This is a genomic window from Algoriphagus sp. 4150, from assembly GCF_031457395.1.
Classification (GTDB): Bacteria; Bacteroidota; Bacteroidia; order Cytophagales; family Cyclobacteriaceae; genus Algoriphagus.
Genome location: NZ_JAVDWS010000011.1, coordinates 74,546 through 96,113, shown reverse-complemented (window position 1 = coordinate 96,113; position 21,568 = coordinate 74,546). Strand labels below are relative to the sequence as shown.

Genomic DNA, 21,568 nt, shown 5'->3' with positions numbered 1-21,568 from the left:
CAGCATGAAAAATCTAATGAAACGTACTAGTATAAAAGGATTTGCTTTTGCCTTTACTTGCCTATTTATCGGACAAGTTGAATTAAAAGCACAAGACAGCGCACCGATGATGGTGCCTGAGACTGAGGACGATTTTTACAAATTGATTTCTTTGCCCGTTCCTGAAGATGTGATTCTGGAAGTGGGAGGGATGGCGACTTTACCGGACGGGAGTTTGGCTATTTGCACCCGAAGAGGAGAAGTATGGATAGTTTCCAGCCCGAATATTTCAGGGAGTGAAAGACCAGTCTATAAGAAATTTGCCACCGGTTTGCACGAACCATTGGGACTTGCCCATAAAGATGGTGACATCTATGTGACGCAAAGGAGTGAGTTGACACGCTTACGCGATACTGATGGAGACGGACAAGCCGATGTGTACGAGAAAATATACTCTTGGCCACTTTCAGGCAATTACCATGAGTATTCTTATGGCCCTACTTTTCTTCCAAACGGAAATATGCTCGTGACGCTAAATGTGGGCTGGAGCAATAGCCTAGGACATGGAGTAAGTTTGGTGCCATGGAGAGGATGGGCATTGGAAATCACTCCGGAAGGAGAAATGATTCCTTTTGCGGCGGGGATGCGCTCTCCCGCGGGATACGGAATGAATGCCGATGGGGATTATTTCTATACTGAAAATCAAGGTGATTGGGTTGGCTCAGGTAGAATTACTCATGTAGAGAAGGGTGATTTCGTAGGAAATGCTGAGAGTTTGGAATGGTCAAATTTACCGGGATCTCCGGTGACACTGAAGAAAGAAGATATTCCCGACACGGGAGAGCCATTGTACGATGTGGCTAAGCGTGTTCCGGGATTGAAAGTACCTGCGATATGGTTGCCACATGGGATTTTGGGGATTTCCACTTCCGGCTTTTTGAATGACAATACAGCAGGTGGATTTGGTCCTTTTGCCAATCAGGTCTTTGTGGGTGATCAGGGACAAAGTAATATTGCACGGGTTGATTTTGAGAAAATCGATGGCGTTTACCAAGGCGTGGTATTTCCTTTTAGAGAAGGATTTTCTTCAGGGATTCTGCGGATGGACTGGGGCAATGATGCTTCCATGTTTGTAGGGATGACCAGTCGAGGGTGGTCTTCTACAGGTAAGGAATTGTTCAGCTTGCAGCGCTTGGTATGGACGGGAAGGATGCCTTTTGAAATGAAGACGATCAAGTCTAAGCCTGATGGGTTTGAGATCGAGTTTACCGAGCCTGTGAATAAAGAGTTGGCAGAAGATCCCGCTAATTATCAGGTGACGGGATTCACTTATAAGTACCAGGCTGCTTATGGTAGTCCTGTGATCAACAACGAGCCCTGCAAGGTAATTGGCGTTGTGGTTTCCGAAGATGGCATGAAAGCCCGGTTAGTTCTTGATAATTTACGTCTGGGCTACATCCATGAGATCAAAGCAGAGGGTGTAAAGTCCACTGAAGGAAAACCACTTTTGCATAACGTCGGCTATTATACATTGAATAATTTCGGTGCAGGTGAGAAAGTGGATGTGACTCAGTTCAAAGCCCGTCATGATCACGAAATGATGATGAAAGCTGCGGCTGATAGCGTGGCAAAAGCCCAGGCAGATGCTGAAGCGAAAGCTCAGGCAGCGGCAGCAAAGAAGCAGGCTGTAGCAAGTAAGCCGGCAGCTCCCAAAATGGGTAAGCATGTGACTGCCATGCCGGCTGATTGGAATGGCAAAGCAGATCTTACCATCAATATGGGAACTAAGCCGGGACTAAAGTTTGATCCGGCTCAGGTACAAGTGAAGGCAGGGAGTAAGGTGAAATTAGTGTTCCAAAATGTAGATGACATGCTTCACAATTTAGTGATTGTAATGCCGGGAACGGCTTTGGAAGTAGGAGAGCAGGCGATGAAACTTGGGCTGGAAGGCCAGCAGAAGGATTACATTCCAAATACTTCTAAAGTGCTAGTCCACACCAAATTGCTTCAGCCAAGTGAGTCAAATACCATTTACTTCATTGCTCCGACTGAGCCGGGAGAATATACCTATGTATGTACTGTGCCGGGGCATTTCTATACCATGCAGGGAATATTGAAAGTGGTGAAGTAAAATATAGACCGAAGCTCGAAGGCAGATGACCGAAGTGGCCTTATTTTTAGAGTTTGGCTAATTCGGGCTTGCTGATACACATAAATGAAAAAGCGCAGATCGGGAGATCTGCGCTTTTTTAATTTCAAATTTGAGATTTCAAATTTGAAGTCTTTCTTCACTTCTGAATCTGATAGTGCCTCAGCGGCTTTTCACCCATTAAGTGCTCTATGAAATAGTCCCAACGCTTTTTGGTAAAATAGTCTCCGTCTGTTCTGCCAAAGCTGTGGTTTCTGCTTGGCCAGATAAATAGGTCGAAGTCTTTTCCTGCATTGATTAATGCCTCTGCAAATTTGAAAGTGGCCGATGGGTTGACGTTTTCATCTATTCCTCCATGTGCCAATAGCAGGTGTCCTTTTAGGTTTGCAGCATTGGTGATATTAGACTGCTCATGATAGAAATCTCCGACAGGATAGCCCATATACATTTCCGGCCACCAGGCTTTTTCCATCCGGTGGTCATGATCCCCTGCAGAAGCCACACCTACCTTATAGAAATCAGGGTGTAGCAGCATTGCTCTTCCTGCATCATATCCTCCCGCTGAATGACCAAATATTCCCACTTTGTCTACATTCATAAATTTGTTTTTCGCAGCAAGCTCCTTGATGGCAAGGACATGGTCTGTCGTGCCATCGCCCAGATTGCGATAGGACACGTCGTTGAAAGCTTTTCCTCTTCCTGAAGTTCCCAAACCGTCCACAGTGACCACGACAAATCCGAGCTCAGCCATAGGCTGCTGCAAGCCGACTAGCCCTGCCCGGAATGTTTTGGGGGTGATGTCTATATGAGGTCCGGAATAGGTGTAATCGATGATCGGGTATTTCTTTTTTGAGCTGAAGTCTGTAGGAAGATAGTAGATCCCGTAGATTGTAGTCTTGTCATCTTTAGCCGTTGCCGTGAATTGCTTAGGTGACTGATAGCCTTTTTTGAGCAAGTTGGAAATATCGGCTTTGGATATTTCATGAATAATCTTTCCTGTTTTCAATTCTCTTACTATGGAAACTGTTGGTTGATCCACGGTAGAGTAATTGTCTACCAAGAAATCTTTCCCCCGCTCATAACTGATCGAGTGATAGGCATTTTCCGGCGTCAATAATTCAAGACCTGAACCGTCAAAATTCACTTTATATACAAAGGAGTAGTATGGATTCACATTACTTTCTTTACCGGAAGCTTCGAAATAAATTATGCTGTTTTCCTCGTCAACGGAAAGTATATTTTTGACTATATAATCCCCTGAGGTGATTCGGTTTACTAACTTCCCCGTCTTCCAATCCATTAAATAAAGCTGGTTCCATCCCGATTTTTCTGTACCTAAGATGAACTGTCCGTTTTTCAGTCTACGGAATATATTGTTGTTATTGACATGTGTTGGAGAGGATTCGGAGTAGACTTTTCGGATTTCTTTGGTAGCTGCATTGATCTCGATAAGATCGAAGCTTTTAAATCCTCTTTGTAGATATGTTCCGTAGAGATTTTCACTTTCACTGTCCCAGCTTAGATTCATCCCGATAAAATGCGGGAGTGAAAGCCCTGTAAATTTTGCCTCTTTCTTGCTTTCCAGTTCAAATAGGACGGGTGTGTACATCACCACCGTAGTGTCTCCGGGCGATCCTCTATAATAGCCCATCAGTTGAGGACGGAATTTATCCTCCTGACTATTGTCCAGCAGCAGCATTTTCTCTGCTAAGCGTAGATCTACGATCTGAGTTTGTATTTTTTTGGAGTCCGGCGACCAGTTGAGGCTCAGATGCTCAGGCCTTTCACCGTTTTCGCCATGAATCATATCTGACCAGCCCCAAAATGAAGCATACTCATAGTCCTTCTTTCCGTCATAGCTCAATTGTGTTTCCTCCCCGGTTTCCAGATTTTCTACAAAAAGATTGAAATTCTTGACATATGCTTTCCAGTTTCCATCTGGGGAAATTGAAACTGATCTGTCTCCGGTATTTGATGACACTCTCTTTGAATCCAAGTTTCCATCTTGATATGTCCAAGTTTTATTCTTCCAGTCAAAAACTATGGATCCATCTTCCTCAATTTTTATTTGATCGAAAGGCAAGGTTGTCGGATCAATTTTCTCCCCACTTTTCTCGCTCAGCAGGTGGGCTAAAGCTTCATGGTCAAAAGCTTCTTTGGTTTCACCTTTTTCAATAACGGTAAGGAAAAATCGCTTGCCGTCGTTTGTGTACGTTTGATGCCAAAAACTAGTATTGTCGTTCAACCAATTCGGATTTACATCCAAATGATACACTTCCCGCTGTATAGAATTACTGAGGAAATATTCAGCTTTGTGATAGGTGTCTTCTGTGATTTGGCCAAAGGAATTTTGAACCAAGAGAGTCAGTAGGAAGACAGCCAAATAGGGGAGTCTCAAAGGTTTGGAAATCTGAGTATTGAGCATGGAGGTGAGTTATGTCTTTGGAAACCAAGATATCTCCAAAATACAGAACAAACACTTCAGCAATTGACCAAAAGTGATCCTATTTTGTGAGTTGCGTAGCTTGATCCATAGCGCTCTGATTAATTTTTATGTATATCCGCTTTTCTGCCAGTAAAGAGACTAAAGCATTATAGGATTTGGAAAACGCTAATGTCGAGGCCACTTCGGTCTTCTGTCACTCGTGCTGAGCGTAGTCGAAGTATCGGTCTTCCTGCCGTTATACAAAGAAAATTAGGCTACTGGCATCATTGCGGATAATAATATTAATTTTTTATTTACACCTTAATGTAGATTTTTCTTTTGTCCATCCAGAGTCCTATCAGCCAAATCACAAGCATGTAGCTAAGTGCGAATAAGAATGAGGCCATTTTTGGAGTAAGCCAACTCGTGTAGAAATTGGTATAAATGAAACCTCTAAGAGTCTTATCTCCCAATGGAATCATAGATAGCATTCTAATCACCAGCCCTGAGAGTACATAAAGAATCAACGGATTTCTACCGAAAACCTCGGAGAAATACGTCCAATTTTTCCAGTTTTTGATTTCAATCACAGCAATCAATAAAGCGATTAAGAACAAATCAATGCCCGTAGTGAGCAGCACGTAAGAGCTTGTCCAGATTTTTTTGTTTATAGGGAATAAGATGTCCCAAGCATAACTTATGACGATAAGAACCAAACCGATGATCAGTAACTTCTTGACAGTTTCTAGGGTGTTGCCTAATTTTTGGATCATTTTACCTGCCAGGTAGCCTGCTATTACATTGACGATAGCGGGTAGGGTGCTGAGAATTCCTTCCGGATCAAATGGAATTCCTTCGCCTCCGTACATTCTGTCCGGCCCGATAAGCGTCAAGTCAAGCTTGATGGCTGCATTGCCTGTAAGACCATATGGATCGGCCGAATCACCGAAGAAATACATGATGGCCCAATAGCCAAAAAGGGCAATTCCGCTGAAAATCCAACCTAATTTGATGCCTCCATAAAAGAGGATGATTGATGCGAAGAAGTAGCAAAGTGCGATGCGCTGTAATACACCGAAGAGTCTTACTTCGGTTAGGTCGATAAAAGAGATTGATCCTGCTTCGGAAATATGATAAAACGGAAAAGCATTGAGCAGCCATCCGATAAGAAATATCAGCACTGTTCTTTTTCCGACCTTTTTAAAGAACTCTTTGTCGGACATAAGCTGAAGCTTTTTCATCGAAAAGCTCATGGCATTGCCGACCACAAATAGAAATGTGGGGAATACCAGATCAGTGGGAGTGAAGCCATGCCATTTTGCGTGAGCTAAAGGCGCAAACAAATTGCTCCAATCGCCGGCTGTATTCACTACGACCATAAATGCTACTGTCAAGCCACGAAGCACATCCAGAGCCAGGTATCTATTGCTGATACCCGATGAAATAGAATTTGGAACCATCTTAAGGTTGGGGAAAGAATGATAAAAGAATGGGTTTTTCGGTACGGTTAAGATAAAATATTATCTTGTTCTAAACTTGGAATCTCACTTTTTATCTATTCAAAATCACAAAACTTATGAAATCGAGCATGACTCAAGCGTTACAGAGGTGTAATTGTCAAATATGCGAGATTCCATATGGCCACTGAAAAACAATTATAAACACATGAAAAATATTTCAATAAGTGACTTTAAGGTGACTGCTGCCGTTTCCCTTAAAGACATACCTACCTCGATAGATCTGGAAACATCCGAAAAAAAGAAGGCGAAGGAACTGAATAAATTGAGAGAGAAGCTTAGTGAGCATCAGGATATTATGTATGCCCATAATAAATATTCGGTGCTAATCTGTCTCCAGGGAATGGACACGGCAGGAAAGGACAGTTTGATTCGGGAGGTTTTCAAGGAATTCAATCCACGTGGCGTGGTGGTTCACAGTTTCAAAACTCCCTCTTCTCTAGAGCTACAGCATGATTACCTTTGGAGGCATGTCATTGCTCTTCCCCAGAGAGGTAAATATGGAGTTTTCAATAGAACCCATTATGAAAATGTACTGGTGACTAGGGTACATCCATCCTATATTCTGAGCGAAAATATACCCGGAATCAATTCGCTTGATGATATCACAGAGGAGTTCTGGGAAAAACGATTTGAGCAGATCAACAACTTCGAAAAACAAATCAGTGAAAATGGCACTATCATCTTAAAATTCTATTTGCATCTCGGCAAGGAGGAGCAAAGACAACGATTACTCCGAAGGTTGAATAAAGCAAAGCATAATTGGAAGTTTTCTCCCGGAGATCTTAAAGAACGGGAAAAATGGGAAGAATATCAGAAGTACTATGAGGATGCGATAAACAAAACCTCCAAACCACACGCACCATGGTATGTAATTCCTTCAGACAATAAGGAAACAGCCCGTGTATTGGTAGCCAAAGCAATCTTGGAACAAATGAATCAGCTCAAAGATATCCGTGAACCTGAACTTGATGAGAAAATCAAGCAGAATATTGAACTATATAAAGAGATTCTCAGCAAGGAAAAGAATTGATGAAGAAGAGTATGATTAGCTGTTGACTTAGTTGGAAAACGTATAGGGATGGGTGTTTTTAAAAAGATTGACTATCAAGGATTCGAACCTTTGCCTTTTGTTTATTATAATATATGTATATCCGCTTTTCTACGAGTAAGGAAGCAAAAGCGACATAGGATTTGGTGAACTCTCGCTCTCCACTTCGGTCTTCCGTCGTCGGTCTTCTGGCCAGTAAAAGCAAGGAAATATGGCTACTGGCATCATTGCGGACAATCCTAATTAAAAATCACCTCATCCACAAATACCCAACCTTTGCTTCCTGCATCCGGGTGCCATTTTGGTAGATGGGGGAGCGGCGTTACTATGATCTTTAGCTTTTCATAGTTTGTGTTTTCCAACTCAAATGACAGCAATTCTGACCTTGCGGGTAATGGACTGGAAGATACCGCCGGAGAGTTACTTGCCATTTCCTTCCATTTCCCGTTTTCCAGTCCATGAATAACCACAGTAGAAGGAGGGAAAATATGTGCCGCCTCGCTGTAAAGTAGGCTGATGGAGAGTTCCCTGGGTTTGTTGTTTTCTTCAAAACCAACTTCCAAAACCATTGGTTTATCCTGAAAACCCAGCCATTTTTGACCATGATTTGATGCCTGGGCTTTTTCCAAATCAAAGAGCGTAGCCGCACCTGAAGCCTTATACTTAGAGTTTGGTTCATGAACTAGGATAAATTCTGCAGGCTTGATTCCGGAATGCATAAAAACAGCTTCGGCCACCTTTGAGCCTTTCCACCCTTCAGCATACGCTTGTGTCCTGATTTTTCCTGTTTTTTTGACAAAAAGAGGATTGGTGTAAACAGGGCTTGTGATGCTGTCCGGTTCTGTGCCGTCAAGTGTATAGCGAAGTTCAACAGTTTTGATAGGATGTGAAAGCTTTAATTCCAAACTGTCTTGATAGATCACATCCGCTTGGGATATAGCAGGGCTGTTCAATTCGTAGATTATTCCTTTTCCGTCAAAGCCAAAGAACAGTTCGGTAGAAGGAAGTGATTTACGGATAGTTTCCTGCTCCTGATTTCCCAATCCTGTTTGCCATAGATAGAGCTTTTTCAAAGACTTTATTTTACTGAGGTTTTGAAGAGAGGTATTATCAATTGTATTACCTGAAATGGCAAGTGTTTTAAGTGTTTTGAGTTCAGAAATCACTTTCAACTGATCAGTGTCCAAATCAGTGAAATTCAGTTGTAATTCTTCCAAATGCTTGAAATCAGTTAAAAACTTAAGATCTACCCTGGCCAAAGGCATTTTATTCAGACTAAACCGGACGATTTGATCTTTTATAATTTTCAGCTCAGAAAGTGATTTGGGCTGAAAAGCGGAGGTGCCAAAGTAGGAAACGGCTAATGCAGGTGATTCAGGATAAAGTGCCTGAACTGACCGGAATGAGGTATTTAGCTTAGCAATGTGGTCAGCATCCGCAGCTTTGAAGGAATAGGTTTTATTTTCTTCAAATTTCACCGAAGCCAGTTGATACAATTCGTTTGTAGGGGGAAGTGTGACCAACTTTGTGTCGAAATCTGCGCCTGAAGCCACCCACTCCCTTAATATCAAAAGCTCCTCCTCAGTCAACTGCGCCTTGTTTGCAGGAGGCATATGTTTTTTATCATCCTCGGGAAGATTGATTCGCTGAATGAGAAGTGAATTTTCAAAATCTCCGGCAACTGCAAAAGGGCCTGATTTTCCCCCTTTTTGCAACCCGGCGGGATGATCCATTCTCAGCTCTCCTTTTATCTTTCCTTCTTTGTGGCAGCTGATACATTTTGCCTGTAAAATAGGCTTAACTACATCTCTGAAAATTTCGGCTTCAGCCAATGGGATTACTTCTATGTGAGTAGACCGAACAGGAGCCAAGAGGAAATTCTCTCCATGCGTCAGACCCGCGCCCCAGTGCCCGGTGAGGATAATTGCTATTGCCAAAGCCAAACTGCCAAGGCGAATGAATTTCACTTTGGCTGAGCTGAAAAAATAGAAGAGTACACAACCTCCGAAGACCAGCAAGCCTCCCCATTTATGCCAAATTAGAATATCGCCGGTGTACTCTTCCTGTGCCAAAATCAGCCCGGCTAGTACGGTGATTCCTGCAAAATTACACCCTACAAGAAAGCTGATTTCTCCTATTTCTCTTAATTCAGCTTTTCCGTTAATTCCCGGAATCCAGAAAAAGAGTATGCCCATCAAGAGCAGAACAATGGGGAAATGCAGCAAAATAGGATGGCTTCTGCCGACCACCTGTAGCCAGTCAGGCAATGCCAGAGACTCTCCGGCTAATGTGATGATAAGCGTAAGACCTATCCAGATAAAAAGTGTGCTTTCCAGAATCGATCTGATCGAAGAAATCTTGAGCATAGTGATTCTAAGCAATTAAGTCTTTTACCACTTTGCCGGAGACATCGGTCAGTCTATACCTTCTTCCCAGATGTTTGTAGGTCATGCGTTCATGGTCGATTCCCATTAGGTGAAGGACAGTAGCTTGAAAATCATGTACATGCACGGGGTTTTCGGTGATGTTGTAGCCAAATTCATCTGTCTCACCATAGACCATTCCGGACTTCACCCCACCGCCTGCCATCCATATCGAAAATGCACGGGGATGATGATCACGGCCATAGTTGTCCACCAATATTTTTCCTTGACAGTAATTCGTTCTTCCAAATTCTCCACCCCAAATCACCAAGGTCTCATCCAGCAAACCCCTTTGCTTCAAATCCGTGATAAGTGCCGCAGAAGCCTGATCTACATCTTCCGCCTGCAATCTCATTTCATTGGGCAAATTGCCATGCTGATCCCAGCCCTGATGGTAGAGTTGCACAAACCGAACGCCGCTTTCCGATAGTTTTCTGGCCAGAAGGCAATTGGCAGCATAGGTGCCGGGAACCAGACAATCAGGCCCGTAGAGTTTGATAATACTTTCGGGCTCCTTGGAGATATCAGTCATTTCCGGAACGGCAGTTTGCATTCGGTAAGCCATTTCATACTGTTTCACCTTTGCAGTGATTTCAGGATCATTAAACTGCCGCATGCTGAGCTCATTCATTGCAGCGATCTGATCAATCATTTTTCTGCGTTCTGACCGACTCATAGAATCAGGATCCTTGAGGTACAAAACGGGATCCTCCGAATTGGAAAACTGAACACCCTGATGGGTTGCATCCAAGAATCCATTGCTCCATAATTTAGAGTAGACTCCCTGTCCATTTCCACGTCCACGGCTTAACAAAACCGAAAATGCCGGAAGGTTACTGTTTTCACTTCCAAGTCCGTAGCTCAGCCAAGATCCCATACTTGGCCGATTACCTACCTGAGCTCCTGTCTGGAAGAATGTCAGTGCAGGATCATGGTTGATCGCATCGGTATGCATGGATTTTACGATACAGATGTCATCCACTATCCCGGCAGTATGTGGAAATACTTCGGATATCCAAGCTCTTGATTCCCCATACTGGTCAAATTTATAATTGGATCCTACCAAAGGAAATGAAGATTGACCGGAAGTCATTCCTGTGAGCCGCTGCGTTCCACGAATGGATTCCGGGAGTTCTTCTCCCATTTTTTTGTTTAAAAGAGGTTTGTAATCAAATGATTCCAGTTGGCTTGGAGCTCCGTTCTGGAAAAGATAAATGACTCTTTTGGCCTTGGGGGCAAAATGCGGAAGTGCATTCATCATCGCTTCTTCGGCTTCAGATTTTCCGGAGAAAAGGTCAGGAACCAAAAGTGATCCCAAGGCTAGGCTACCCACTCCAAGACTAAGCCGGGATAGAAACTTCCTGCGGTTGTGATTAAGGCCTTCTTCTAATAGTTCCTTTTCCATCTCAGCTCTTGGTTATGGTTTCTTCCAGGTTATAAATACTCACGATTACTTGCATGAGCGCGGCAGTCTCAGGATTGATATTACTTTCTTTCAGAGGATATTCGCCTATAGTTAGAGTAGGGAGAATCTGATCCGGGTTTTGGTTAAATCTTTCCAGTTGGTCTTTGTAGTAGGAGAGTAGGATGGATTTTTCATCTCTGCTTATATCCCTACAGACAATACGTTTGAAGGAAGTGGAAATAGCATTTTCGTCATTTCTGTGCTCCTCCCACATGCTAGCCGCCAGAACACGTGACGCTTCCAATATCATGGGGTCGTTCATCATCACCAATGCTTGTAGTGGAGTGTTTGTTCTATTTCTTCCTATTTCGCATCGATCCCTATTGCTGGAATCAAATATCATTGCCTTGGGAGGAGGGACGGTTAACTTGATGAAATTATATAGACCTCTGCGATACAATTTGTCGCCTTTGTCCTGAATATACGTGGCTAAAACTCCCCGTCCTGAAGTGGCAGCCTCCCATATTCCCTCAGGCATATAAGGTTTGACACTTGGTCCCCCAAGTTTTCTCACCAGTAATCCACTGCTGGCCAATACAAGATCCTGAATGTTTTCTGCAGGAAGACGAAGTCGTGGAGCTCTTGACAAATAGAGATTTTCAGGATCGATATTAAGATGTTTTTCAGTGATCACTGCGGACTGTTTATAAGTAGCTGAACTTAGAATTTGCTTCATTAGGCGCTTGATATTCCAGCCATTTTCCATAAAGTCCACCGCCAGCCAGTCCAATAGCTCAGGATGGGTGGGAAGATCGCCCTGCATGCCAAAATCACCTGCAGATTTGACTATACCCTGTCCGAAGATCTCTTGCCACATTAGATTTACAAATACTCTGGCTGTTAACGGGTTTTCTCTGGAAGTAATCCATTGGGCAAGACCCAGACGGTTCTTTTCCAGACCTTCCGAAAACTCCAGTATAGAAGCCGGAGTGGAGGGCTCAACTTCTACCGTCGGTGCATCATAGACACCCCGATCAAGGATATAGGTTGGTCTCTTTTTATCCAGTTCTCCCATCACAGAGATACTTAATTTGGAGGTGTCACTATGGTTGATAAAACTCATGATCCCGGACATATCTTCCTGATCAACCCATAAAATCGGAGTTTTGGCAGGTTTAGACTGCGAGACATCACCCTGGTATCCTGCTTCGGGGGTATTGTTGAAAAAAGCAAATAGCTCAAAATACTCTTTCTGCGAAAAGGGATCGTATTTGTGGTCATGGCATTGGGCACATTCCATGGTGATACCCAAAAGTCCCTTGCTTACCGTATTGGTTTTGTCCAGCACATATTCGATTCTGTATTCCTCATCGATCACCCCGCCTTCCTCGGTATACTTGTGGTTTCTGTTGAAGGCGGTAGCCAGAATTTGTTCTTTGCTCGCATCAGGCAACAGATCTCCCGCTAGTTGCCAGGTGACAAATTGGTCATAGGGCATATTTTTATTGAATGCATGGATTACCCAATCCCGATAAGGCCATTGGGTACGTATATTGTCATCTTGATAGCCGTAGCTATCTGAATAGCGTGAGATATCCATCCAGAGAATAGCCATTTTCTCTCCGAAACCCGGGTCATCCAACAACCCATTGAGTAAATCGGAATAGGTCAGTTCACCTTTGAAATCCCCAAACTTGTCCAATAACTCTAGGCTGGGAGGAAGACCCGTAAGATCAAGACTTGCCCGCTTAATCAATTCGTACGACTTGGCTTCAGGATTCGGTTGCAAGCCTTTTTCCTTCATCTTTGCTAAAGTGAATTGGTCGATTTCATTGATGGCCCAATCTGTTTTCTCTGGCAAATCTTGCTTGTCCGCTTTTATAAAAGCCCAATGTGGCTCATAGTTAGCTCCCTGCTCTATCCATTTTTTGATCAGTTGGATTTCCTGTTCATTTAATGCCAGATTTGATTCCGGCGGGGGCATCAGTTCACCCGGATCATTGGAAGTGATTCTGTGGTAAACAGTTGATTCTTCTAATTTTCCCGGTTTGATTACAAACTGGGTGGGATCATCTTTCAACGCTGCATATGCACCTGATTCTATATCTAAGCGCAGGTCAGCCTCACGCTTATTAGCATCCGGACCGTGGCAGGCAAAGCATTTGTCAGACAGAATGGGACGGATATGAAAATTGTAGCTGATCTGCTCGATATCCGAAAGCTGGATTTCGGCAGTTTGCTTGGGGTTGCAATTGATAATCCCAAAGCCAAAGCAAGCTAATGCTAAAATTCTTAGTATTCGGTAAGGTATCATTTAGGGTTACGCTGACATTTAAATCACTCTTAAACTAGTGATAATTTGACTAATATCCGTCCTGAAAGTGATTATGAGATGGCATTAATGTTAATTTTTGTTCTTAGTTCAATGCCTTGTACCAATAGAAAAAAGCTGCTTTGTCTCTTGACTTTTTAAGCTTGTTCAGGAAGTTTAGCTCACCGGTTATTTCCAGTTTACTGATGACCTGGCCGTTAAACTTCTCTAGGGCTGAAAAGTCTCTGTTCCTTAATTGTTTGGCCAGATAGGCTGCCTTACCTGCTGCAAGTATGGCATCTTCAATTTTGAAGTTTTCGGCTATCAAAAAACCTCCAAACCTTCGTATTCCGGTGGTGAGTTCAGTAAACCTTGTTTTGTCCGGTTTTGTGGTATTCTTGGTTCGTTTGGCAATCAGTAAGGAAGTGGTGAAAATATCCTCCAGTATATCTGTTAAACTAATTTCAAGTTCACGGTAGTTGATTTCCTTGGCTCCAATTTTCTCAAAGCTCAATGCAATTTCCTCGACGTTTTCCGCTTCGTCAAACAGACAGCCAATATCAAAAAGTTGCTTGATGATTTCTTGCTCTTTTTCCGTGCCGTACAATATTCCAACTGTATTTGGTGCAAATGCTGTTAGTTTATCTCCTAAAATAGATTCTATGGAAGGCACAGCCACTTTCAATACTTCTTCTGTTTCTATCCATTCCGATTGAATGGGAGCCGACAACAGTCTTGGGTAGTCGGTTTGCTCAAACAGAATATCCAACAACACAAAGTGAGCACTTTGGTTAAGACTGGATTCATAATCGAATTCGTAATGGGCTTTGGGTACACCTTCTTTGTAGCTCCTTCTATCCTGCAATTCCCACCCATTGAAATGCGAGTTTGACACCACTTTGTCCAGAATAGCTTCTATTTCTTCTCGGCTTTGAGTAGTGATAATATCAATATCCACAGAAAATCGTCTTGACTTAGAGAGCAATAAAACAAGGCTTGTCCCGCCTTTAAATATAAAGTCCAAGCCATGGGCTTTGAGTTGTTGCAATAAGGAGAGGGCGTGTATCATCTTCTCCAGTATCGGAGGATTGATTCGCTTTAAATTCTTTTGCTGCTTAAAGCCGTTGACCCATTCTTTCGTAAAACATTGTGCTTTTATCATACTAAAAAGTCTTTTACAAAGTCACCAAAGTTGTTTTCCAAGTAACTTTTAATTTGATCCTCTTTATTTCTCCTTCTAGCGTAACTGATGAGCTTAGTGAAGTTTACCTGATAGCGTTTCAAAGCATTTTCAAACAGTGTATCCATTTCGCTTCCCTGTATGGCATAGAAGGTTACTGCATCACTATACACGTCAATCAATATTTTCTCCAAGGTGGGCACATAGATTTTGTCCTTGGACTTTTCCTTTACAGCAACTTTCTGTTTTGGTGAACGGCTTATAAGCGGTTTAATGACAATGGAAATTTCGCTTTCCACATACCTTTCCATGATCTCTTCTTTGGGATCCAAGTACACCCTGTATTGCTTGGATTCTGAATACGCATTGAATGCTTCCTCTATAAAATCCTTTTCTACCTCCAGTATGTAAAAAAAGGTTCCCAATTGATGTCGGGTAAAATCATTGAGCCACTCGGTACTCCATAGACAATATTCCAATTCATCGAACTCCTTGGCTACAATTTTGGATAAGCGCCCCAGTTTATCGGATATAAATGGTTTGTAAGTTTCCTTGTTGGAAATGATATAAACGCCCAACTTGACTTGGTTAATTACTTTTCGTTTTACCAAATCATGCATTCTCCAGGATAGAGCTCTTTCTGTAATTTTTGGATCCAAATCGGTCAAAAAGGAGCTGAGGCTATCTCGGTCGAAATACCCTTTGCCTTTAAAATGCTTCAATATTTGACGGTCAATGATTTTAGACATCGCTCAATTTTACAAGTATCTAGCTTATTCGGCATATCTTTAATTTACTCAATTATGCCAACTAGACAAATATAGTGGCAATTTGTAAAAATACTTAAAAATGCCAGTAAAATATAATTACTGGCATTTTTGAGTAAGTTTTTGCCTATGAATCTACAGCTATAAAAATCACAACAACAAAAAAGTAGAAGAGAAAACTGGGATAGGAGTTATAGGTGACTTCGTTTGCACGGAGCAGTCAACTGCCTTCGAACGGCTCGCACACCTCGTACTGAATGAAAAATACAACTGAGAAATTTGAAATAATCCAAGTGAATTTCAATTGGAAAAGAAATTCGAACCTGTCCCTGGGTTTGTCCCAGATTAATTATAAAGAACATAAAGTCAGTGGCTTACAAGAGTCTTGTTCCAAATTCTAACACGCGATATATTATAAAACAAAAAAGCTGCCCATTTGGACAGCTTTCTTGAGTATAACTATGCAGGAGCTATTATCCCTTTATCACAGAAAAATCAAAATCTTCCAAGAATTTGGTGGTGAAATTACCTGCTTTGAATTGCTCGTTTTCCAAAAGTGCGATATGGAATGGGATGGTGGTTTTAATGCCATCAATCACAAATTCTTCCAAAGCTCTTTTCATTCGTACAATCACTTCTTCCCTTGATTGGCCACTGACGATCAGCTTGGCAATCATGGAATCGTAATTGGGAGGAATCACATAGCCGGCATATACGTGGGAATCGATTCTCACGCCGCGTCCTCCGGGAATATGAAGGTTCTGGATCTTGCCGGGACTAGGTCTGAAACCGTGGGCAGGATCTTCTGCATTGATTCTACACTCCATAGCGAAGAGCTTAGGATAGTAGTTTCTTCCGGAAATCAATTCGCCTGCGGCAACTTTAATCTGTTCTTTGATCAAGTCAAAATCAGTGACTTCTTCAGTGATCGGATGCTCTACCTGGATACGTGTATTCATCTCCATGAAGAAGAAATTGCGGTGCTTGTCGACAAGAAATTCCACCGTTCCTGCACCTTCGTAGCCAATGGCTTCGGCTCCTTTGATGGCAGCTTTTCCCATAGCTTCACGGAGCTCATCAGTAATGAATGGGGAGGGAGTTTCTTCCACCAGTTTCTGGTGTCTTCTCTGAATTGAGCAATCACGCTCTGAAAGGTGGCAGGCTTTTCCAGTTTTGTCCCCTATGATCTGAATCTCGATGTGTCGGGGTTCCTCTACATATTTCTCCAGATACAGGCCATCATTGCCAAAAGCAGCACCTGATTCCATTCTTGCATCATCCCAGGCTTTTTTGAACCCAGCTTCCTCCTTCACGATACGCATCCCACGTCCACCGCCGCCTGCAGTGGCCTTTAGGATTACAGGATAGCCCATTTCATTGGCAAGTTTGATCCCTTGCTCCATGGATGTCAATATTCCTTTAGAGCCCGGAATAGTAGGTACTCCTGCTGCTTTCATGGTTGCTTTGGCAGTAGCTTTGTCACCCATTTGATTGATCATCTCAGCGCTGGCCCCGATGAATTTGATTCCGTACTCTTCGCAGATTTTTGAGAATTCTGCATTTTCAGATAGGAATCCATATCCCGGGTGTATGGCATCTGCGTTGGTGATTTCGGCAGCTGCAATTATTCTTGGGATGTTTAGGTAAGATTCACGACTGGGAGCAGGGCCTATGCAGACAGCTTCATCAGCAAATCTGACATGCAAACTGTCCTTGTCGGCAGTGGAGTAAACCGCCACTGTTTCTATTCCCATCTCCTTACAGGTACGGATTATTCTTAGGGCAATCTCGCCTCTGTTGGCGATTAGTATTTTTTTAAACACAGCTATTTATTTTTGATGAAAAAATCAACCCGCTGGATCTACAAGGAACAATGGCTGGTCGTATTCTACCGGTGTAGAATTGCCAACCAAGATTTTGACGATTTTACCGGAAATTTCAGATTCTATTTCGTTGAACAGCTTCATCGCTTCAATGATACAAACAGTTTCGCCGGTTTTGACAGTATCTCCAACCGCTACAAACGGATCTGCATCAGGACTGGAGGTAAGGTAGAAAGTACCTATCATTGGAGATTTGATTTCTACTAAATTAGACGGAGTTTGCTCAACAGCCGGGGCAGGTGCAGGAGCAGAAACCGGTGCAGGAGCCTGAACAGGTGCGGGAGCAGGGGCCTGTGCCACTTCTACCATTCTGGGAGCAGAAGATTCTGCATACTTTTTAATAGAAAGTTCAAACTCGTCAGTTTTGATTTTAACTTCCGCCAAACCGGAATTGGAGATGTAATCGATCAACTCCTGAATCTCTTTTGCTTTCATAGGATTATGTATTTAGAGGTGCCGCAAGGCATATTTATTTTAATGGGTTATAAAAGAATAAAGCTGTGTAATTTAATGAAATCACACAGCTTAACTAAGTTATTTTACTCTTTCTGAGTAAGAACCATCCCTGGTATCCACCTTGATCAAGATGTCTTGCTCTACGAAAAGCGGCACCATCACAGTGGCTCCTGTCTCTACAGTAGCAGGTTTCAATGCATTGGTGGCTGTATCGCCTTTGATGCCAGGTTCGGTGTATGTAATCATCAATTCCACGAAAGGAGGAAGCTCCACAGCAAGAGGGGTTTCTGTTTCGTCATGGATCAAAATATCCACCAACTGACCGTCTTTCAGAAGATTGGCTCTTTCTATCAATTTTTCTTCAATAGAAATCTGCTCAAAGGAGTTGGTGTCCATGAAATTGTAGCCCATATCATCCGCATACAGAAACTGATGAGGCCTTTTCTCTACTCTAGCTGTTTCTACTTTCTCTCCGGCGTTGAACGTTTTATCAAGGGTTTTTCCGGAGGTGATTCCCTTCATTTTGGTTCTGACAAATGCAGGACCTTTTCCCGGTTTGACATGCTGAAACTCAACGATGGTGTAGATGTCATTGTTCATTACCAGACAAAGTCCGTTTTTAAAATCTGCAGTACTAGCCATAATATAATTATCGTATTATTTTCATCTGTTTATAATTGTTCTGTGTTCCCGTAGGTACGGGATCATACCTGCCTGAGGCAGACAGGCTCGATTTCTTGAGAACTTATTTCGGATCGTAACCCCACTTAAGGAAAATGGAGCCCCATGTAAATCCGCCTCCAAAAGCAGCAAGTACCAAGTTATCCCCTTTTCTTAATTGACTTTCGTAATCCCAGAGACAAAGCGGTATAGTTGCAGCTGTCGTATTGCCGTATTTTTCAATGTTCATCATCACCTTATCTGATCCTATTCGCATACGGTTGGCGGTAGCGTTGATGATTCGAAGATTCGCTTGATGGGGGACAAGCCAAGCAACATCGTCACCTGTCAAGCCATTTTTTTCCATAATCTCCGCACTTACATCAGCCATATTGGTCACTGCAAACTTAAACACAGTAGAGCCTTCCTGATAAGCAAAATGCTCCTTGGCGTCCACTGTTTCATGACTGGCCGGTCTACGGCTTCCACCGGCTTTCATATGAAGATATGGCGCTCCGGAGCCGTCAGATTTGAGGATGGCGTCCACTATACCCAAATCCTCGGTAGTTGGCTCTAGCATGACTGCTCCTGCGCCATCACCAAATAGAATACATGTAGCTCTATCCGTGTAATCGACGATAGAAGACATTTTATCAGCTCCGACTACAATTACTTTCTTATGGGTTCCTGTCTGGATAAACTGACTTCCCATCTGGAGAGCGTACAGAAATCCTGAACATGCAGCTCCAATATCGAAGCTATAGCTGTTTTTCGCACCTACCAGATCCGCGATGATATTTCCGGTAGCAGGGAAAGGCATATCAGGAGTGACTGTGGCACATATAATCAAATCCACATCCAGAGGATCAGTGCCGGTTTTTTCCAGAAGACCTTTTACAGCTTCAGCACCCATTATAGATGTGCCTTGGTCTTCTCCTTTTAAAATTCTTCTCTCCTTTATTCCAGTTCTTGAGACGATCCACTCGTCATTTGTTTCTACAAGCTTCTCAAGTTCTTTGTTTGTCAACCTGTATTCCGGAACGTAACCTTGTATTCCGGTGATCATGGCTCTGAGTTTGTCCATTATGCTGGGGTTAAGCTGAGACGATCAAATCGAAATCATCTCTAACTGTTTGTTATGGATGTGTTCTATCCTGTAAGGAAGGCAAAAATATTACAATTGTCATTCTCTACCAAAAGAAATCCATGAATGAAAAGTAATCGGCTTGATAACAAGCTGTTTGGATTGAGGCTGAAAACAAAAAAATCCATCCGCAACTAGCGGATGGATTTTTATCATAATCAGCTGACTGATTAAGCCAAAATTTCTTTTTCGATGATAACTTGTCCTTTGTAGTACAGTTTACCGTCCAACCAGAAAGCTCTGTGTGGTAAGTGCATTTCGCCTGTGGTAGGGCATTTAGCCAAGCCCGGAGCCTCTAACTTGTAGTGAGTTCTTCTTTTATCTCTTCTGGTTTTCGAAATTTTTCGTTTAGGATGTGCCATTTTATGCGTGGTTTATGATTATTCCTTGTTTTTTAACTTTTTTAAAAGATCCCATCTAGGATCAACTGCTTCATTATTATCTTCGTCGGTTGCTGAATCATCTCCGGTACTGTCAGAATCCTGCCCGTCTATATAAGCGTAGAATCCTTCTCCTTCGTATTCCTCATCATCCATTTCATTTCTATAATCGGGGTGAATTTTTTTCAACGGCAAAGCCAGTAAAATAAACTCATAAATCAACTGAGCGACATTGACTTTCGGGGTATCCCTAGTGATCATAATGACGTTTTCATCGATTTCTTTTTCTTCAGCTCCGTACTTGTAGATCATTTTTTCACTGAAGTCCAGAAGCTGCTCAAAGGGCTCCAAACTTCTATCGCAGGTCAGGGTCACTGTCCCTGCAATATGAAAATTCATTTCAATTACGTTTGCTCCGACTTTCATAATGACCCGTGCGGTCAAATTGCCTTTTTTGACAAGTTCGTTGTCTTCGAAGTTCTGGAAAAATGATTCTCCAATTTCGAAGTCAATTTCGTGGATGCCTTCGAGGAACTTAATGACCTCAATATCAAATGTTCTCCAGAATTTCACGATACCTCCTCTCGATTTAAGACCGCAAAAATAGTGAATTATTATACAAGGATGAAAGAGATTTTGAAATAATATTTGGTTTCATGTGCTTTTATTTTTCTTTCGAAAGGCTACTACCTGTCCCAAACTTGATTCAGGAGAATCTTTGAAGAGTAAAATAATCACCGGCCAGTGTGTTTTAATGATTAGTTTACTCGTGTCGATTTCATGGGTAAATCTCTCATTTCCTTATCAATCCTCTGATTCCTGCGGGTTGTGTAATTGAATAATGTCTAGTGCCAGAAAGATTGCGGCTCTCATGGAGCCTTCATCTGCTACGTTTTTACCTGCTATATTGTATGCAGTGCCGTGATCCGGTGAAGTTCTGATTACGGGCAAACCGGCAGTGAAGTTTACCCCGGTGCTGAAGGCCATGGATTTGAAAGGGACCAATCCCTGATCGTGATACATGGCAAGAATCCCATCAAATTTGGTCTGATGAGCCATTCCAAAGAATCCATCAGCAGGATAGGGGCCAAAGACCATTTTGTTTTGATCCTTCAGTGCATGAATAGCCGGTTTGATGATTTGCTCTTCTTCTTCACCCAGTAGTCCGTCTTCACCTGCATGTGGGTTCAATCCCAAGATTGCAATTTTCGGCTTATTGATTCCAAAGTCATTTTCCAGACTTTTCAGAAGAATCGTGGCTTTTTGGATTATCCTTTCCTGGGTGACATTCTCAGCCACTTTTGCCAAAGGCACGTGCCCTGTGACCAGTCCTACACGCAACTGCTCTGATACCATCAGCATCAGACTTTCTGTTGCTCCCACTTCATTTGTGATGAATTCGGTATGCCCGACGAAGTGAAGTTCGGCAGAGTTCACATTGTTTTTATTAAGCGGTGCCGTCACCAGGGCCTGAATTTTTCCTTCTTTCAGGTCATTCACAGCCATTTTCAAAGCTTCCAAAGCAAATTTTCCTGCTTCCTGAGTTTCTACTCCGGGAATCACCTCGGGACAATCATCGGTTACATTGATTACATTGAGTCGCTTATGTTGAATCTCTTCTATGCTTTTGATCTGTACAAAGTTAAAATCTTCCAGTCCCAATTGCTTTCTGTAGAAAGTCAGCGCCTTACCATGCGCATAGATCAGCGGGGTAAATGATTTGTAAGTTCTGTTGTCCAGCAAAGCTTTCATGGTGACTTCGATGCCTATTCCATTAATATCGCCAATACTGATTCCGATTATGGGTTTGATCTTACGTTGATGCATACAAGGATGGG

16 protein-coding genes are annotated in these 21,568 nt (G+C 42.6%); 2 read left to right on the top strand and 14 right to left on the bottom strand.

What is annotated here, in order from left to right:
- Window positions 1-16 precede the first annotated feature (16 nt).
- Window positions 17-2,110 carry a plastocyanin/azurin family copper-binding protein gene (locus J2X69_RS14765; RefSeq protein WP_310104757.1) on the top strand — a complete coding sequence of 698 codons (2,094 nt, stop codon included), beginning with the start codon at window positions 17-19 and terminating at the stop codon, window positions 2,108-2,110.
- Between the two features lie 157 nt (window positions 2,111-2,267).
- Here the strand turns inward: J2X69_RS14765 and J2X69_RS14760 are convergent, their stop codons facing one another.
- Entirely contained in the window at window positions 2,268-4,553 is a 2,286-nt protein-coding gene (locus J2X69_RS14760) for a prolyl oligopeptidase family serine peptidase (RefSeq protein WP_310104754.1), read from the bottom strand.
- Between the two features lie 314 nt (window positions 4,554-4,867).
- Complete coding sequence (locus tag J2X69_RS14755) at window positions 4,868-6,013, bottom strand: heparan-alpha-glucosaminide N-acetyltransferase domain-containing protein (RefSeq protein ID WP_310104752.1); 1,146 nt, start codon at window positions 6,011-6,013, stop codon at window positions 4,868-4,870.
- Window positions 6,014-6,218: 205 nt separating this feature from the next.
- Between J2X69_RS14755 and J2X69_RS14750 the strand changes: the two genes are divergently transcribed.
- The gene (locus J2X69_RS14750; RefSeq protein ID WP_310104750.1) at window positions 6,219-7,103 is read left to right on the top strand and encodes a PPK2 family polyphosphate kinase; all 885 of its coding nucleotides are present in this window, start codon (window positions 6,219-6,221) and stop codon (window positions 7,101-7,103) included.
- Window positions 7,104-7,360: 257 nt separating this feature from the next.
- Here the strand turns inward: J2X69_RS14750 and J2X69_RS14745 are convergent, their stop codons facing one another.
- The 12 genes from J2X69_RS14745 to pdxA form a co-directional block, all read right to left on the bottom strand.
- A complete protein-coding gene (locus tag J2X69_RS14745; protein WP_310104748.1) occupies window positions 7,361-9,487 on the bottom strand; it encodes a c-type cytochrome domain-containing protein in 2,127 nt (708 codons plus the stop codon).
- Window positions 9,488-9,494: 7 nt separating this feature from the next.
- Entirely contained in the window at window positions 9,495-10,949 is a 1,455-nt protein-coding gene (locus J2X69_RS14740) for a DUF1501 domain-containing protein (RefSeq protein ID WP_310104745.1), read from the bottom strand.
- 1 nt (window position 10,950) lies between these two features.
- Complete coding sequence (locus J2X69_RS14735) at window positions 10,951-13,263, bottom strand: PSD1 and planctomycete cytochrome C domain-containing protein (protein ID WP_310104742.1); 2,313 nt, start codon at window positions 13,261-13,263, stop codon at window positions 10,951-10,953.
- 103 nt (window positions 13,264-13,366) lie between these two features.
- Window positions 13,367-14,422: a nucleotidyl transferase AbiEii/AbiGii toxin family protein gene (locus tag J2X69_RS14730; protein ID WP_310104741.1), complete on the bottom strand. Its 1,056-nt coding sequence runs from the start codon at window positions 14,420-14,422 to the stop codon at window positions 13,367-13,369.
- The gene (locus J2X69_RS14725; RefSeq protein WP_310104739.1) at window positions 14,419-15,189 is read right to left on the bottom strand and encodes a DUF6577 family protein; all 771 of its coding nucleotides are present in this window, start codon (window positions 15,187-15,189) and stop codon (window positions 14,419-14,421) included. Before J2X69_RS14725 ends, J2X69_RS14730 begins: the two co-directional genes overlap by 4 nt.
- 491 nt (window positions 15,190-15,680) lie before the next feature.
- Window positions 15,681-17,030: an acetyl-CoA carboxylase biotin carboxylase subunit gene (gene accC / locus J2X69_RS14720; RefSeq protein WP_310104736.1), complete on the bottom strand. Its 1,350-nt coding sequence runs from the start codon at window positions 17,028-17,030 to the stop codon at window positions 15,681-15,683.
- Between the two features lie 24 nt (window positions 17,031-17,054).
- A complete protein-coding gene (accB, locus tag J2X69_RS14715) occupies window positions 17,055-17,525 on the bottom strand; it encodes an acetyl-CoA carboxylase biotin carboxyl carrier protein (protein ID WP_310104733.1) in 471 nt (156 codons plus the stop codon).
- A 99-nt stretch (window positions 17,526-17,624) separates the two neighbouring features.
- Window positions 17,625-18,188, bottom strand: a complete 564-nt coding sequence (gene efp, locus J2X69_RS14710; protein ID WP_310104731.1) for an elongation factor P — start codon at window positions 18,186-18,188, stop codon at window positions 17,625-17,627.
- A gap of 103 nt (window positions 18,189-18,291) precedes the next feature.
- Window positions 18,292-19,290, bottom strand: coding sequence for a beta-ketoacyl-ACP synthase III (locus J2X69_RS14705; RefSeq protein ID WP_310104729.1), 999 nt, complete (start codon window positions 19,288-19,290; stop codon window positions 18,292-18,294).
- Between the two features lie 230 nt (window positions 19,291-19,520).
- Complete coding sequence (gene rpmF, locus J2X69_RS14700; RefSeq protein WP_057938136.1) at window positions 19,521-19,712, bottom strand: 50S ribosomal protein L32; 192 nt, start codon at window positions 19,710-19,712, stop codon at window positions 19,521-19,523.
- Window positions 19,713-19,730: 18 nt separating this feature from the next.
- Window positions 19,731-20,303, bottom strand: coding sequence for a DUF177 domain-containing protein (locus J2X69_RS14695; protein WP_310104720.1), 573 nt, complete (start codon window positions 20,301-20,303; stop codon window positions 19,731-19,733).
- A gap of 231 nt (window positions 20,304-20,534) precedes the next feature.
- Window positions 20,535-21,557, bottom strand: coding sequence for a 4-hydroxythreonine-4-phosphate dehydrogenase PdxA (pdxA, locus tag J2X69_RS14690; RefSeq protein WP_310104717.1), 1,023 nt, complete (start codon window positions 21,555-21,557; stop codon window positions 20,535-20,537).
- Between the last annotated feature and the right edge of the window lie 11 nt (window positions 21,558-21,568).

Coding starts and splice junctions, on each gene's coding strand:
- J2X69_RS14765 (WP_310104757.1), top strand. CDS start 17: ATGAAACGTACTAGTATAAAAGGATTTGCTTTTGCCTTTACTTGCCTA.
- J2X69_RS14760 (WP_310104754.1), bottom strand. CDS start 4,553: ATGCTCAATACTCAGATTTCCAAACCTTTGAGACTCCCCTATTTGGCT.
- J2X69_RS14755 (WP_310104752.1), bottom strand. CDS start 6,013: ATGGTTCCAAATTCTATTTCATCGGGTATCAGCAATAGATACCTGGCT.
- J2X69_RS14750 (WP_310104750.1), top strand. CDS start 6,219: ATGAAAAATATTTCAATAAGTGACTTTAAGGTGACTGCTGCCGTTTCC.
- J2X69_RS14745 (WP_310104748.1), bottom strand. CDS start 9,487: ATGCTCAAGATTTCTTCGATCAGATCGATTCTGGAAAGCACACTTTTT.
- J2X69_RS14740 (WP_310104745.1), bottom strand. CDS start 10,949: ATGGAAAAGGAACTATTAGAAGAAGGCCTTAATCACAACCGCAGGAAG.
- J2X69_RS14735 (WP_310104742.1), bottom strand. CDS start 13,263: ATGATACCTTACCGAATACTAAGAATTTTAGCATTAGCTTGCTTTGGC.
- J2X69_RS14730 (WP_310104741.1), bottom strand. CDS start 14,422: ATGATAAAAGCACAATGTTTTACGAAAGAATGGGTCAACGGCTTTAAG.
- J2X69_RS14725 (WP_310104739.1), bottom strand. CDS start 15,189: ATGTCTAAAATCATTGACCGTCAAATATTGAAGCATTTTAAAGGCAAA.
- accB (WP_310104733.1), bottom strand. CDS start 17,525: ATGAAAGCAAAAGAGATTCAGGAGTTGATCGATTACATCTCCAATTCC.
- efp (WP_310104731.1), bottom strand. CDS start 18,188: ATGGCTAGTACTGCAGATTTTAAAAACGGACTTTGTCTGGTAATGAAC.
- J2X69_RS14705 (WP_310104729.1), bottom strand. CDS start 19,290: ATGGACAAACTCAGAGCCATGATCACCGGAATACAAGGTTACGTTCCG.
- rpmF (WP_057938136.1), bottom strand. CDS start 19,712: ATGGCACATCCTAAACGAAAAATTTCGAAAACCAGAAGAGATAAAAGA.
- pdxA (WP_310104717.1), bottom strand. CDS start 21,557: ATGCATCAACGTAAGATCAAACCCATAATCGGAATCAGTATTGGCGAT.